Genomic DNA, 15,371 nt, shown 5'->3' with positions numbered 1-15,371 from the left:
GTATTAAACACGCTTTTTTTATTTAGTTTCTAAGTATTCATCATATGTACAAGATTTATCAAATTTAATTCCTTCAGGAGTTAATTCAATTATTCTGTTTGCTATAGTTTGAACGAATTGGTGGTCATGACATGAAAATAATAATACGCTTTTATAATCTGCTAGACCATTATTTACAGCTGTTATTGATTCTAAGTCTAAATGGTTAGTTGGTTGGTCTAAAGTTAAAACATTAGCAGAGCTTAGCATTAACTTAGAAAGCATACATCTAACCTTTTCTCCTCCTGATAATACAGAAGCTTCCTTAAGAGCTTCTTCACCTGAGAATAACATTCTTCCTAAGAAGCCTCTAAGATAAGATTCAGATTTTTCATCTGAGAATTGTCTAAGCCAATCAACTAAATTTAACTGACAGTTTTCAAAGAACTCAGTATTATCCTTAGGGAAGTAAGCTTTAGTTATTGTTACACCCCATTTATAATCTCCTGAATCTGGTTCCATTTCTCCGTTTATTATTTTAAATAAAGTTGTTATAGAACGTTCATTTCCAACAAAAGCAATTTTGTCATCTTTGTTAACTCTAAAACTTACATTATCTAAAAGTTTAACTCCATCAATAGTTTTAGATATTCCATTAACCTCTAAAATATCATTTCCAACTTCTCTTTCAGGTTTAAATCCAACGAAAGGATATTTTCTGCTTGAGGGTTGAATATCATCTAGAGTAATTTTATCTAATAATTTTTTACGAGAAGTAGCTTGCTTAGATTTAGAGGCATTAGCACTGAATCTAGCAATAAAGTTTTGAAGTTCTTTAATTTTTTCTTCTTTTTTCTTGTTTTGGTCCTTAGCCATTTGAAGGGCAAGTTGACTTGATTCATACCAGAAGTCATAGTTACCAACATATAACTTAATCTTTCCAAAGTCAACATCACATATTTGTGTACAAACCATGTTTAAGAAGTGTCTATCATGAGATACAACTATAACTGTTCCTTCAAAGTTTGCTAAGAAATTTTCAAGCCAAGTAATAGCCTTTATATCTAAGTGGTTTGTAGGCTCATCAAGGATAAGCACATCAGGTTTACCAAATAAAGCTTGAGCTAAAAGAACTTTAACTTTTTCATCACCCTTAAGGTCTCTAACTAATTTGTAATGAAGGTCAGTTCCTATTCCTAAACCTTGAAGAAGTGAAGAAGCTTCAGACTCTGCTTCCCATCCATCTAAATCTGCAAATTCTGCTTCAAGTTCAGCAGCTTTTATTCCATCTTCATCAGAAAAATCAGGCTTTGCATATAAAGCATCTTTTTCTTCCATTATTTCAAATAATCTTGGATTTCCCATTATTACTGTTTTTAAAACTTCACAGTCATCATATTTATAATGGTCTTGTTTTAAAACAGAAACCCTAGTTTTAGCAGGGATTGAAACTTCTCCTGTATTAGGTTCTATTTCACCAGCTAATATTTTTAAAAATGTAGATTTACCAGCACCATTTGCACCAATAACCCCATAGCAATTTCCAGGAGTAAACTTTAAGTTAACATCTTCAAAAAGTTTTCTTCCGCCAAATCTTAAGCTTACATTATTTACTGTAATCATTAAGTTCTGTCCTTTCTTCTTTAAATTTTAATAAATTGTTAATGTGCAAAAAGTATTTTTATGCACATGAATACTTATTATAACATAAAATGAGATAAAAAAATATTGAATTATTATGAACGGTGTGCTATATTTTATATAAACTTTTAATCTAGTCCAGAGAGTCTAGAAAAGGGAGGATAAAAAAATGATAGAATCTAAAGATGTAGAACTTATAGAAGTCGTAGGAGTAGAGGACAAGTTACCTCTAAAAAAATCAGTTCCATTAAGTATCCAACATTTATTTGCAATGTTTGGTTCATCAGTCTTAGTACCAATTCTTTTAAATATTGACCCAGCAACAGTTTTATTTTTTAACGGAGTAGGAACATTAATATATGCTTTTATAACAAAAAGAAAAATTCCTGCTTATTTAGGGTCAAGTTTTGCCTTTATATCACCAGTATTACTTTTAATTGGAGAAGGTTATTCCTTTATGGAAGTTCAAAGTGGTTTTGTAGTTTCAGGATTAGTTTTTATACTTATAGCCTTAATAGTTGGATTTGTAGGAACTAATTGGATTAGAAATTTATTTCCACCAGCTGCAATGGGAGCTATAGTAACAATAATAGGTTTAGAATTAGCCCCAACAGCTGCAGATATGGCAGGATTTCCAGTAGGCTTATCAAATTCTAAGGTTTTAAATCCAACTTGGGTATTAGTTTCAATGGTTACAATAATAACTGTAATTTTAGCTTCTGTATTATTAAAAGGTTTTTTAAAGGTAATACCTATATTAATAGGAATAGTTACAGGTTATCTACTTAGTTGTTTCTTAGGGCTAGTAGATTTTACTCCTGTAAAAGAAGCTAGTGTATTTGTTTTACCGCAAATACATATAGCAAAGCCAAATTTAACTGCAATTTTAACAGTTTTACCTGCAACCTTTGTAGTGGTGGCAGAACATATAGGTCATTTAGTAGTAACAAGTAGCATAGTTGGAAAGGATTTATCTAAAGACCCAGGTCTTAATAAATCTCTTTTAGGAGATGGATTATCAACTATTATATCTGGATTTTTTGGTTCAGTTCCAACAACAACTTATGGTGAAAATATTGGAGTAATGGCCTTAACAAAGGTTTATAGTTCTTATGTAATCTGTGGTGCAGGACTTTTATCAATAATACTAGGTTTTTCAGGAAGTTTGTCAGCTATTATAAGAAGCATACCAACACCTGTAATAGGGGGAGTAAGTTTGCTTTTATTCGGTACAATAGCAACTTCTGGTTTAAGAACATTTATAGAAGAAAAGGTTGATTATTCAAAATCAAGAAATTTAATATTGACATCAGTTACAATGATAGTTGGTTTAAGTAATATTGCAATAAAATTAGGCTCCATAGAGATTAAAGGAATGGGACTTGCAACTATAGTAGCTATGATTTTAAGTATATCCTTTATGCTTTTTGATAAATTGGGTTTAATGAATGAAAAATAAAATATTGTTTTTTATAAAAAATAACTTGCTTTAAATTTAAAGCAAGTTATTTTAGTCTTTAATAAAGTTATATATGTAGTTAAGCAATATTTTTTAAGTTTATGTAGAAAGTAAGTTCTAACTTTATTAAAAGACTTTTTAAATTTAACTTATAAAGAATTAAAAGAAGCTTTTACTTTCAATTCAAAAAATAAGCGTAAATACAGTATAATATTAATTTATTAAAAAGATATATATAATGTAAAAAGTTTTTTTAAATAAATTAATATTGGATAGGAAAAATATATAAAGATTTTAATGGAAATTAATTCATTAAAAAGATATAAATGTATTTAAATTATATATTTTTTTCTAAAATATCCTTTAAAATCATAGCTTGGAATTATCAGAATTTTTAATTAATAGAATAAAAGGATGCATTATTTAAAGGTATAAGAAGTATACTAAAGCATTTATAGAAATAAACTGTGTTTTTGCACATTATATCTAAGAATTTATAGAAATAGTAAGAATATGAGTAAAATAGGCTATTTGATTAATAATTACAAATGGGTTACAATAGGTAATGTATTTTACTTAGGAAAGTGTAAAATCCCTTCTGACATAAAAAAAAGCGTATAACTTTCGCAGGGAAGATTAAAACTTTTACTTGCCAGAAGGAGGAGATAATATGGTGAATATTAAAAAGTTGTTTTCAAAGGAAAATAGAAATAAGACCTTAGCTTTAGGACTAACAGGATTAGTTATAGTTGGAGGAATAGTAGTATTTTCAATGAGAAAAACTCTTAACGTAGTAGTTAATGGAGAGAGAACGGAGATTGTTACCTACAAGGGAACAGTACAAGGGGCTTTACACGATAATGGAATAACATTAGCACCTAAAGACAAAGTAATACCTTCATTAGAAAGTAAAATATCAAAAAATGAAACAATCACTGTAAATAAGGCTGTCAATGTAAAAGTAAAAACAAAGGATGGCGAAAAAGAGATTGTAAGTGCTGAAAATAATGTAGAGAATATGTTAAAGTCAGAAGGAATAACTTTTGATGAAAATGATAAGATACTACCAAGCAAAAATGAAAATTTAAAAGATGGAATGAACGTTGAGGTGGTAAAGGTAGAGGTTAAGAAGGTTAAAGAGATGCAACCTATAGACTTTACAACTGAAGTTAAAAATGATGAGAATAAACCACAAACGTATACAGAAGTTTTAACAGATGGACAAGATGGGGAGAAGGAAGTTACCCGTGAACTTGTTTATGAAAATGGAAAAGAAGTGAGTAATAACGTTATACAGGAATTAGTTGTTAAGGAGCCTGTTAATAAAGAAGTTGTTAAAGGGACACAAAAAGCTCAAACTTTAAATAGAGGTGGAGAAAGCATAAATTTTAAAAAGAAAATAAATGTTACATCTACTGCCTATAATCATTCTTTAAATTCAAAAGAAGCATATACTGCATCAGGAATGCAAGTATTAAGAGATCCAAATGGGTATAGTACAATAGCAGTTGATCCAAATGTAATTCCTTTAGGAACAAAGTTATACGTTGAAGGATATGGATATGCTATTGCTGCTGATACTGGTGGTGCTATAAAAGGAAATAAGGTGGATCTATTCTTTAATACAGAGGCAGAAGCATCTAGCTGGGGCGTTAGAAACTTAGACGTTTATATATTAAATTAACTACGATAAAAAACAGGTTTTATACCTGTTTTTTTATTATAAAGATATAAAAATTTAATAATAAAATAATATATATATAAGCTTTTATATAATTTGTATTTTATTTTGTGTGATAAAATAAATTTATAAATTTTAAAATATATGGGAGTTGAGTACTATGGAAAATTGCAATGTTAGTTTACAAATTCTACCTTCAATAGAAGATTCAAGACTTTATGAAGTTGTGGATAAGGTTATTTCTTATATTGAATCACAAGGAGTTAAATTTGAGGTAGGTCCTATGGAAACTACAATGGAAGGCGATTTAGATACATTATTAGATATTGTAAAAAAATCTCAAGAAATATGTCTTAAAGAAGGTGCTGGTAGAGTTATATCAATTGTTAAAATTGATTATAAAAAAGGTGGAGTAACAATGGATGAAAAAATCTTAAAATACAGATAAAGAAATTCACTTAATCTATCTTTTAAAAGTATTTTTTTATTGTTAATTTATTTTTAGGAGGTATATTAATGAAAATAGCAGTAAGAGCAGGCCATAACTTAAAAGCTAGAGGAGCTTTAGGAATAATTGATGAAACTTTAGAAAATAGAGAGGTTTCTAAGTATTTAATAAATTATTTAAAGAAAAACCATGAAGTTATAGATGTAACACCAGAGGAGTGTAATGTTAATGATGATCTTTATTTAGGGGTTAAAAAAGCAGAAGAAAATAAGGTTGATTTATTTATATCAATACATTTTGACAAGGCTTATGAAAGTTATAAGGGTGCCTTAGGTACAGGCACTTGGATTTATAAAAAAGGTGGAGAGGCATATACTTATGCTGAAAATATAGTTTCTAATTTAGCTAAAGGAGCTGGTTTTAAAAATAGGGGAGTTAAGGAAAATCCTAAGTTATATGAACTTAGAAAAACTTCAATGCCAGCTGTTTTAGTTGAGGTTTGCTTTTGTGAAGCTACTGAGGATGTTAAAATTTATAAAGAAAAAGGTCCTAAGTTAATTGGAGAATTAATTGGAAAAGCAATAGATAATGTAGCATTAAGTAGCAATAATAAACATAATTCTTTAAAGGAAAGCTTTTTAAAAGAAACTAATGCAAAAGCTATGGTTAATTTAGACCCAAGGGATAATCCAAGTAATAATTATAATGATTTAGGCGAGATATATAAAGGAGAAAGAATAAAAATTCTTCCTGAAGTTTGTGATAAAAGAAATTATCTACCTGTTGTATATTGGAAAGATTTTAATAATGTAGAATCAAAAAAAGTTTGGGTAAATTCAAATCAAAATTATCTTAAAATAGATACTAATGGGAGAGTTTTTAATGTATCAACTAAGTTATATGCTAGATACTTAAATAAGGAAGAAAGCTTAAATATGGGATATGTAGAAAATGGTGAAAGACTTTTAGTTCATAAAAAGGATAAAGATTATTTTTTATGTACTTATTTTTCTAATAATGGTTATAAAACAGCCTGGTTTAAATCTAAATATATAAAATTAGATTAAAAGAAAAGACCTTAAGAAAATATAAAAATTTTTCTTAAGGTTTTTTAATATTTAAGAAGTTTATTCTTATTATTTAAATTTTAAGCAATATAAAAAAAAGTATGATAAAATTACATAGGAAAATATAAGTTAAAAAGGAGATTATTATACATGTTTAAAATTGCATTATGTGAAGATAATTCCTTGCAAAGAGAAGAACTTAGGAAGAATTTAGAAAAAATTTTAAAGGAAGTAAATGTAGAATATGAAATTTTATCTTTTGAAAAGGGAGAAGATTTGCTAGATTGCTATCCTGAAAAGCTAGATATACTTTTTTTAGATATACAAATGGGAAGCTTAACAGGAATGGAAACAGCAAGAGAAATTAGAAAGTATGATAATAAGGTTGAGATTATTTTTATAACTGCTTTATGGGAGTACATTCAAAAAGGATATGAAGTTAGAGCCTTTAGGTATTTATTAAAGCCTTTAAAATATAATGAATTAAAAATTCAAGTTAAGGCTTGTGTTGAAAACATTTTAGAAAATAGACATAATTTTATAAGAGTTAAAGAAAAAAATGATGTTTTAAACATTAAGATAGAAGATATACTTTTTCTTGAGACCTTTGAGAGAAAAATTATAATACACACTACTTTTCAAGATTTTAAAGTAAAGCTTAGTATGAATAAGCTAGAAAAAGAATTAAGTATAAAGGGCTTTTTCAGGTGTCATACAAGTTATATAGTTAATTTAATGAGAGTAGAGGAGATAAAAAAAGATTGTGTTATAATTGATAGCTTTACAATACCTGTAAGTAAGCATAGGATGAAAAATTTAAAGCTTAAATTAACTAGTCTTTTAGGAGATTTGATATGTTAACAAATGAATTTTTTTGGGATACTATTGAAGTTCTTTCTCTAGTTATAGAGTGGATAAGTTTTTATTTAATAATAAGTCAGTTTAGTTTAAAAAAAAGTAGTGGAAGAGTAAGAGGTTTTTCTCTTTTATTAGTTATATTATTTTCTATGCTTTTAAAGATTTTAGATATAGAACCTAATGAAAGAATAATAATATGTTTTTTTATAGGACTACTTTATTATAAATTAAATTTTAAAGTTACCTTTTTAAAGTCTCTTATGGTTTCTTTAATATTTTGGTTATTTATGCTAACTATAGAGGCAATATCTATGTCATTTATAGTTAAGATAAATGATTTAAGTAGTATATCTAAGCTTTTAGATAAAAATATATACAGATTAGAAACTATGATTTTATCAAAGAGTATATTAATATCATTAATAGTTATAGTAAGATGTTTAAAGTTTCCTTTTGATATAGCAAAGGGAGATCTTTTATATATTCTTACTCCTATTTTTACAAATATAATTATCATATTAGTTATATTTGGTTATGCCTTTAAGGGTGGAGGAAATAATTATATAGAAAATGCAACTATATTTTTTATATCTATTTTAATGCTTTTATCTAATATGTCATTAATGTTTATTGTAAGTAAAATAATAAAAAATAATAAATTAAAATTAGAAAATGAATTTATAAAAGATAAATTAGAAATGGAGTATAAATATTATTCAAACTTAAAGGAAAATCAAGAAAAAGTTAGAAGGCTTTATCATGATATGAAAAATCATATAGCTTGTATAGATAGTAATGTTAAGGATTTTTCCAAAAAGAAATATATTGAAAGCCTTAATTTAGAAATAGACAAGTTAAATTTAAGCTTTAATACAGGAAATGAAGTTTTAGATGTAATACTAAATAATAAAAGAGAAAATTGTATAAAAAATAATATTTCTTTAGAAGTTTTTATAGATTTTTCAAGAATGAATTTTATGGAATACTTTGATATATGTACTATATTTTCAAATTGTATTGATAATTCTATAGAAGCTTGTAAAAAGTTAGAGGATTATAAAGAAAGATATATAACTATAAAAGGCAACTATGTAAATAAGTTTTATATAATTAAAATAGAAAATTCTAAAATAAATAAAATGAATAAAGAACTTGTAACAGATAAAAAAGATAAGTTTTTACATGGAATTGGTCTTAAAAATATAAAATACGCCTTAGAAAAATATGATGGAGAAATGATTATAGAATCTTTAGAGAATAAATTTATATTAAAAATATTATTGCCTATAAAAGAAGAAAAAGAAGCCTAGATAAAAAAATCTATGCTTCTTTAGTTTTTATATATTTGTTGGCTATAAATATAATTATATTATATTTATCCTAAATTTAGAAGGGGTATATTTATTTATAGAAAAAATATTTAAATTGAAAAAAGTAAAAAATATGATAAGATTATTAAAAAGAATAAAAAGAATAATTGGAGGCAAAATGTTTAAAAAATTTTTAGCTATAATAAGTACAGTTACATTTTTAAGCTTTGTGGGATGTGGAACACAAAGTAGTGAAGAAAGTCAAAAGGTTAGCAATAATTCTGATGAGATTAAAGTAACTTATTTAAATGTAGGGCAAGGAGATAGTGAATTAGTTCAAGTAAATGGAATTAATATGTTAATTGATGCAGGAACAAATAAGGGAGCTAATGATTTAGTTAATGATTTAAAAAATAGAGGAATAAAAACTATTGATATAGCAATAGCAACTCACCCTCATGAAGACCATATAGGGGGAATGGATGAAGTTTTAGAAAATTTTGATGTTAAAGCTTTTTATGCACCTAAAGTTGCACATACAACAAAGACTTATGAAAATATGTTAAAAGCAGTAAAAAATGAAGGGTTAAAAATAAAGCAAATAAAAGAAGGAACAAATATTGATTTAGGAAAAAATACAAAGGTAGAAGTATATTCTCCTATTAGTGATAATTATGATGAGTTAAATGATTATTCTCCTATAATGAAGGTTTCTTATGGTAAAAACTCCTTTATGTTTACAGGAGATGCAGAGGCTTTAGTGGAAAAACAGGTTTTAGGAGAAAAGAAAAATCTAAAGGCAGATGTTCTTAAGTTAGGGCATCATGGTTCTTACTCTTCAACTAGTGATGAATTTTTAAAGGCTGTAGACCCAAGCATTGCTATAGTTTCTTGTGCAAAGGATAATAAATATGGTCATCCACATAAGGAAACTATGAGTAAGTTAAAAAAGGCAAATATTAAGGTTTATGAAACCTTTAGAGATGGAGATATAACAATAAGTTCTAATGGAGAAAATTTAGATGTAAAACTTCATAGTGAAAATAAGTAATTTTTAAAAATAATTTGTTAAATTGATTTTTAAAATAATATATTATATAATTACATGGAAAAATATAAGGATAGACAGTTCGAAAACCTCCTGTCTTAAAATAAAACTACGGTATTTTTTTAGTATTATATAATTTTGTTATTTAGCCGTAGATATCTTTTATCTACGGTTTTATTTATTAATATAGCAATTTATATTTAAGATATTTTAGGAGGTTTAAACTTTAAGGAGGATGTATGACAGATAAAAATATAAAAAGAATAGTTATTTCTGCACTTATTGCAGCTTTATATGCAACTTTAACCATAGTTTTAGCTCCTATAAGTTATTCAGGAGTGCAATTTAGAATAGCAGAAATTATGGTGCTTTTAGCCTTTTATAAAAAGGATTATATAGTAGGATTAACTTTAGGCTGTTTTATAGCAAATATTTTAGGTCCTAACGGTCCTATTGATATTATTTTAGGTACCTTTGCAACGTTTATAAGTCTTTGGGCTATTTATTTAACAGGAAAATATATAAAGGGGAAAAAATCTATATGGATTGCATCTCTTTGGCCAACTATATTTAATGGATTAATAATAGGATGGATGCTTCATTATGTTTATGGTTTACCACTTATTTTATCTACTTTACAAGTAGCCTTAGGAGAATTTGTTGTGATAACTATAATAGGAGTTCCTCTTTTTAATTTTATAACTAAGAAATATTTTGGAAAAGTTAACTTTAATAGATAAGATTATTAGAAAGCTTATTAAGACTTGTATTAAAAATACAAGTCTTTAAATTTAAAATAAAAAGTTTTCTATAAAATTAACTTGTATTTTATAAAGACAAAAGAAGATAAACTTGTTATAATAACAAAAGAGTTTTATATAGTGAGGTGATTAAAATGAGTGGTGTTGCAGGAGAGGGATGCGAGATTTTAGTGCCATTTAATGAGAGAAGACCTTTAGATGAAATAGAGAGAAGTTTAGTTAAGACATATAGAAAGAAAGTATGGTCAAAGTTCATAAAAGCTATAAAGGATTACAATTTAATAGAAGAGGGCGATAAAATAGCTATAGCTATTTCAGGAGGAAAAGATTCATTAATAATGGCAAAGCTTTTTCAAGAACTAAAAAAACATGGACAAATAAATTTTGAACTTGTATTTTTAGCAATGGACCCAGGATATCATCCTCAAATTAGGGAACTTCTTGAGGAGAACTGCAAATATTTAAATATACCAGTATATATTTATGATTCTGGAATATTTAATGTTGTAGATAAAATAGCTAAGGATTATCCATGCTATATGTGTGCAAGAATGAGAAGAGGTTCTTTATATGGAAAGGCTAAAGAACTTGGATGTAATAAATTAGCCTTAGGACATCATTTTAATGATGTAATAGAAACTACAATGCTTAATGTTTTATATGCAGGTAATTTTAAAACAATGTTACCAAAATTAAAGGCAGCTAATTTTGATGGAATAGAGCTTATAAGACCTTTATATTATGTAGAGGAAAAGTACATAAAAAGATGGATTCAAAGAGCTGGTATCTGGCCTTTAAATTGTGCTTGTATGGTAGCTGCTAAGAAAATAGGAAATAAACGTTTTGAAATTAAAGATATGATTGAAGAGTTTAAGAAAAAATTTGATGGAGTAGATAAGTCAATATTTAGAGCAGCTCAAAATGTAAGTGTTGATTCAATTTTAGGTTGGGATATTGACGGGGAGCATTATTCTTACTTAGATTTTTATGATGAGGAATCTTTATTAAATTCAACAGCTAAGTTAAAGCAAAAAGCTTTAGTAAATGAAGCGGTTTTATATGAAAGACAAAATATAGCGAGAAGTCTTATTGGTTTATTAGATGATGAAGTAATAGCAAAGAAGACTGGACTATCTTTAAAAGAGATAAAAAGTATGCAAATTGAAAATTAAAAATAAACTTTAGGGTGTGTAAATTTTTTACACACCCTTTTAATTTTGAATTTAAATTTACAAGTAATAATAAGGTTTAAAAGATACTATATGTTATAATAGTCTTATATAATCCTAGTATATTAAACAAAAGAAAGAAGGATGATATCTATGACTATGCAGGATATTTTATATTATGTACATACTTATGGATTAATTGTTTTATTTTTAATTGTGGTGGGAGAATATTGTATTCCAGCAATGCCTACAGGTATAGTTATGCCAGCTGCTGGAATAATAGCAGGACAGGCTCATAAAGGTATAATAGAAGTAATGTTTATTTCTTTAATAGCTGGTCTTGTAGGAAGTATAATATTATATTTGGTGGGTTATTTTGTAGGTGCTTCTTTTTTAGAAAAAATTAAAAAAAAGCATCCTAAGGCTGAAGAAAAAATATCAAAAGCGGAAAGTATAATAAAAGACCATAGTATTTTTGGTATTTTTGTTTGTAGATTAATACCTATAGTAAGAACTTATGTTTCATTAATTTGTGGAACAGTTAGGATAAATTTTTGGAAATTTATTTTAATTTCAATACCAGGAATATTCTGTTGGAATTTCACAGGTATTGTAGTGGGATATTTTTTCGGAGGAAAAATACAGCTTTAAATTTATTAGGGAATTTTAAAAATTATATATATGAAAGGGGATAGAGAATTTTTTATGAGCATAGACTCATTATTAAACTATTTTGAAAGTTATGGTTTGATTTTATTATTTTTAATAGTTTTTTTAGAGTATTTAAATTTACCAGGGCTTCCAGCTGGTATTATAATGCCTGCTGCTGGTTTACTAGCTTCTAAAAATAATGAGAGTTTATATAGTGTTGTATTTATATCTGTTTTAGCAGGGGTTTTAGGAAGTATAGTTCTTTATTTAATAGGATATTATGGAGGAGCATTATTTTTAGATAAAATGGGAAAGAGATTTCCGAAGCTTTCTCCTACTATTAAAAAGAGTAGTTTTATATTAAGAGAAAAAGGGGTTTTAGGAGTATTTATTTGTAGGCTTTTACCAGTTTTAAGAACTATAGTTTCAATTATAGCTGGTTCTGTTAGAATGAATTTTCTTAAGTTTTTAATTTTTTCAATTCCAGGAATATTTTTATGGAATTTATTTTTTATTTTTATTGGTTACTTTTTTGGAGATGTAATTTTTAGATAAAATTAAAAGACTATATAAAAATAACCTAAATTTGCTTTAAAAATTTATATTATTTTTATATTGTCTTTTTATTAAAGAAGAAATAAATTAGCTAGTTTAGAGTTTGGGTTTTTCTTTAATATTTTATTTGCAAGGTCAGAACAAAGCTCATAAGTTAAAAGAGGATTTTCTAAAGTTCCAAATAGTAAAAGCCATTCCATATATTTAATGGAGTTTTCTATTTGAAAAGCTTTTTTTCCATGATAAAAAGCTAGTTCCTCATAGTATAAAGGAGTCATTACTATAAATAGATAGTAAGATAAAAGGTAATTGCAATAAGCTAAGGCTTTTGTATCCTTTTTATCTATAGAAGTAAGTTTATTATATAAGTAAAAATAAAATTTACTTTGAGTTTGAAAATCCTCATTTTTAAATAAGATTAAATGGTCTTCCTTAATACTTAAAATACTACAATTATTTAAATCTAAATTTAATAAATCATTTAACGTTTCCAAAATTTTAATCTCCTTATATTTTTAATATAGCTAAGTATAACATACTATATAAGATTTATTATGTAAACTTAAAAGCAAAAAAGTTCATCTTATAATAAATAATATTTAAAAAATAATAAATAAAAAGCTAAGGGAGTTGAAAATATGATTTTAATATATTTTTTAGTAGCCTTAATATCAACTATATGCGGTTCTATGGCCGGGCTTGGTGGTGGAGTTATAATAAAGCCAGTTTTAGATTTTTTAGGTAATTATAACTTAGCAACTATTGGGGTCTTATCAGCTTTTACTATTTTTTCTATGGCTGTTGTATCTACAATTAAACAGTTATCATATAAAAGCAAAAGTAAGATAGATATAAAAAATACTGGGATATTAGCAATAGGTTCTGTTATTGGAGGACTTTTAGGACAAAAATTATTAAGTTTTACTTTAAAGGCTATGGAGGCTAATAAAGTTTCACTAATACAAAGTGGGATATTAGCTTTATTATTAATATTTGTATATATATATATGAATAATAAAGAAAAGTTTAAAAGTTATAAGGTGGATAATATTTTTTTTAGTGCTATAATTGGAATTTTTTTAGGGGTTATAGCTTCCTTTTTAGGAATTGGTGGAGGACCTATAAATGTAGCCTTTTTAACAATTTTCTTTTCTATGGAGGCTAAAGATGCAGCTAGAGATTCTGTTCTTATAATATTATTTTCCCAAGCTTCTAAGCTTTTAACAATAGCTTTTGGAACAGGTTTTGCTTCTTATGATTTAACTATGCTTCCATGTATGATATTAGGAGGAATATTAGGAGGATTTATAGGAGCTAAATTTAATAGAATATTTAGTAATAAAGTAATAATGAAGGTTTTTAATACCATAACAATTTTAATAATTTTACTAAATGTATACAATTTTGTTAAGGCTCTTTTGTAAAAACTTTTTTATTTAAGTTTATATGAAATATATATAAATAAAATATGATATAATAGTGAAAAGAATATGTTCTCAACAAAGTGAGGGTGATAAAAACATGACAAAAAATGGCATAAGTTATGGAGCTAAAGAAATATTATATAAACTTATGGGACCTCTTTATAAAGGCAAACCTTTTGGGGTTTTAGGAGTTAATGATATCCCTAAAATAATGGACAGACTACCAAGAAATTTCTTTGAAAATGAAGTTTCTGATGGAGGACCTAATGAAATATTTATTTTAGAAGATGGTTCTATTTTGCTTTTTGGATATGAAGATGAAAAAAACATAGAAGAAAACATGTTTATATATCTAGAGGTAGCTGTTAAGGTTATAAAAAGATATTATAAGCACAGAGGGTCTTTCCCTAAGGTTAGAATGGCTATAGTTTATAATTCTAGTGTAAAGGAAGCTAGAAATACTTTAAGTTTTGGAGATATATTAATTTGTTCAGAAAGCATATTTATGAATAGATTTACAGCTGAAAAAGCTTTGAAGGAATTAAAAGAGAAAATTATAGAAGATAATTTAACTCAAGGAGATAAAATAAAATTTATTATGCTTCCTCTTATGAGAAGTGAATATGAAGATAGTAATATTTTAAGAGATTGTGTTCAATTAGCAAAATCTATAAAATCTGAAAGAGATGAAGCTATTATTTTAAATGGTTTAATAGAATCTACAGATAAATTTATTGATGAAAAAGAGGCATTAGAGCTTAAGGAGTTGTTAGCAATGACAAAAATTGAGAAATTATACAATGAAGAAAGAGATTTAGCTGTTAAAAATGCAGTAAAAGAAGAACAACTAAGAATAGCTAAAAGTCTTTTAGGTATATTATCACAAGAATTAATAGCAGAAAAGTTAGGTATATCCTTAGAAGAAGTTTATTCTCTACAAAATGCAGAGGGATAAAATAACAGTCCTTAGAAAAGAAATAGTATTCTTTTCTAAGGCTTTTTTTATGCTATATAGGTTTAGATTTTAAAATATGATATAATTAGAAGAATTATAATTAATTAAAAAGGAGAGAAAAAATGGAACTTTTAGTTTATCTTAAAGGAAAAAGAGACCCTATTTCTTATAAAGGAGATAGAATAGATGTTTTAGATTTTTTAATGGATGGCATAGAGTATAAGCAAATAAGATATTTTAGAAAGGGATTTTCAAAGTCTGAACTTATAGAGAAAAATCTTATAAATAGAATAAGGGAAATAAAATAATATTTTTTGAATAAAATTATTTTTAATTTGCAAAATAAAAGAAGATGATAAATATAA

At 26.3% G+C, this 15,371-nt stretch carries 15 protein-coding genes and 1 pseudogene; 14 read left to right on the top strand and 2 right to left on the bottom strand.

The features are described from left to right. Nucleotides 1–18 precede the first annotated feature (18 nt). Nucleotides 19–1,602 (bottom strand): ABC-F family ATP-binding cassette domain-containing protein, encoded by a 1,584-nt coding sequence (locus AC4FRL_RS03755; protein ID WP_491138847.1) that lies wholly within the window; start codon nucleotides 1,600–1,602, stop codon nucleotides 19–21. A gap of 187 nt (nucleotides 1,603–1,789) precedes the next feature. On the opposite strand from AC4FRL_RS03755, the gene uraA reads away from it, so the two are divergent. The 11 genes and pseudogenes from uraA to AC4FRL_RS03700 all read left to right on the top strand — a co-directional run bounded on the left by uraA (nucleotide 1,790) and on the right by AC4FRL_RS03700 (nucleotide 12,627). Then, on the top strand, nucleotides 1,790–3,079 hold the full coding sequence (gene uraA / locus AC4FRL_RS03750) for a uracil permease (RefSeq protein WP_491138846.1): 1,290 nt from the start codon (nucleotides 1,790–1,792) through the stop codon (nucleotides 3,077–3,079). Nucleotides 3,080–3,749: 670 nt separating this feature from the next. Then, nucleotides 3,750–4,763: a resuscitation-promoting factor gene (locus tag AC4FRL_RS03745; RefSeq protein ID WP_491138844.1), complete on the top strand. Its 1,014-nt coding sequence runs from the start codon at nucleotides 3,750–3,752 to the stop codon at nucleotides 4,761–4,763. 157 nt (nucleotides 4,764–4,920) lie between these two features. Further along, entirely contained in the window at nucleotides 4,921–5,208 is a 288-nt protein-coding gene (locus tag AC4FRL_RS03740; protein WP_491138842.1) for a thiamine-binding protein, read from the top strand. Between the two features lie 68 nt (nucleotides 5,209–5,276). Beyond that, a complete protein-coding gene (locus AC4FRL_RS03735) occupies nucleotides 5,277–6,275 on the top strand; it encodes an N-acetylmuramoyl-L-alanine amidase (RefSeq protein ID WP_491138840.1) in 999 nt (332 codons plus the stop codon). A 150-nt stretch (nucleotides 6,276–6,425) separates the two neighbouring features. Next, a complete protein-coding gene (locus AC4FRL_RS03730) occupies nucleotides 6,426–7,136 on the top strand; it encodes a LytR/AlgR family response regulator transcription factor (protein WP_491138838.1) in 711 nt (236 codons plus the stop codon). Next, nucleotides 7,130–8,443 (top strand): GHKL domain-containing protein, encoded by a 1,314-nt coding sequence (locus tag AC4FRL_RS03725; protein WP_491138836.1) that lies wholly within the window; start codon nucleotides 7,130–7,132, stop codon nucleotides 8,441–8,443. The genes AC4FRL_RS03730 and AC4FRL_RS03725 overlap by 7 nt, the downstream gene beginning before the upstream one ends. 178 nt (nucleotides 8,444–8,621) lie before the next feature. Continuing rightward, the gene (locus tag AC4FRL_RS03720; RefSeq protein WP_491138834.1) at nucleotides 8,622–9,494 is read left to right on the top strand and encodes a ComEC/Rec2 family competence protein; all 873 of its coding nucleotides are present in this window, start codon (nucleotides 8,622–8,624) and stop codon (nucleotides 9,492–9,494) included. Between the two features lie 236 nt (nucleotides 9,495–9,730). Then, nucleotides 9,731–10,231 carry a QueT transporter family protein gene (locus AC4FRL_RS03715; RefSeq protein WP_491138832.1) on the top strand — a complete coding sequence of 167 codons (501 nt, stop codon included), beginning with the start codon at nucleotides 9,731–9,733 and terminating at the stop codon, nucleotides 10,229–10,231. Between the two features lie 155 nt (nucleotides 10,232–10,386). Beyond that, nucleotides 10,387–11,250: pseudogene (locus AC4FRL_RS03710) on the top strand (tRNA 2-thiocytidine biosynthesis TtcA family protein); the annotation flags it as partial. Between the two features lie 324 nt (nucleotides 11,251–11,574). Next, nucleotides 11,575–12,072: a DedA family protein gene (locus tag AC4FRL_RS03705; protein WP_491138831.1), complete on the top strand. Its 498-nt coding sequence runs from the start codon at nucleotides 11,575–11,577 to the stop codon at nucleotides 12,070–12,072. Between the two features lie 30 nt (nucleotides 12,073–12,102). Then, entirely contained in the window at nucleotides 12,103–12,627 is a 525-nt protein-coding gene (locus AC4FRL_RS03700) for a DedA family protein (RefSeq protein WP_491138829.1), read from the top strand. Nucleotides 12,628–12,698: 71 nt separating this feature from the next. On the opposite strand, the gene AC4FRL_RS03695 is transcribed toward AC4FRL_RS03700, so the two are convergent. After that, nucleotides 12,699–13,121, bottom strand: coding sequence for a hypothetical protein (locus tag AC4FRL_RS03695; protein ID WP_491138828.1), 423 nt, complete (start codon nucleotides 13,119–13,121; stop codon nucleotides 12,699–12,701). 144 nt (nucleotides 13,122–13,265) lie between these two features. Here AC4FRL_RS03695 and AC4FRL_RS03690 point away from each other — a divergent pair, with 144 nt between their 5' ends. From AC4FRL_RS03690 to AC4FRL_RS03680, 3 genes are all read left to right on the top strand, one after another. Then, nucleotides 13,266–14,051: a sulfite exporter TauE/SafE family protein gene (locus AC4FRL_RS03690; RefSeq protein WP_491138826.1), complete on the top strand. Its 786-nt coding sequence runs from the start codon at nucleotides 13,266–13,268 to the stop codon at nucleotides 14,049–14,051. Between the two features lie 97 nt (nucleotides 14,052–14,148). Next, nucleotides 14,149–15,006 carry a hypothetical protein gene (locus AC4FRL_RS03685; protein WP_491138824.1) on the top strand — a complete coding sequence of 286 codons (858 nt, stop codon included), beginning with the start codon at nucleotides 14,149–14,151 and terminating at the stop codon, nucleotides 15,004–15,006. Between the two features lie 122 nt (nucleotides 15,007–15,128). Further along, nucleotides 15,129–15,314: a hypothetical protein gene (locus AC4FRL_RS03680; RefSeq protein ID WP_491138823.1), complete on the top strand. Its 186-nt coding sequence runs from the start codon at nucleotides 15,129–15,131 to the stop codon at nucleotides 15,312–15,314. Nucleotides 15,315–15,371: the final 57 nt, after the last annotated feature.

The sequence above is a fragment of the Clostridium sp. TJA032 genome (assembly GCF_058310275.1).
This window is presented reverse-complemented; position numbering and strand designations above follow the sequence as displayed.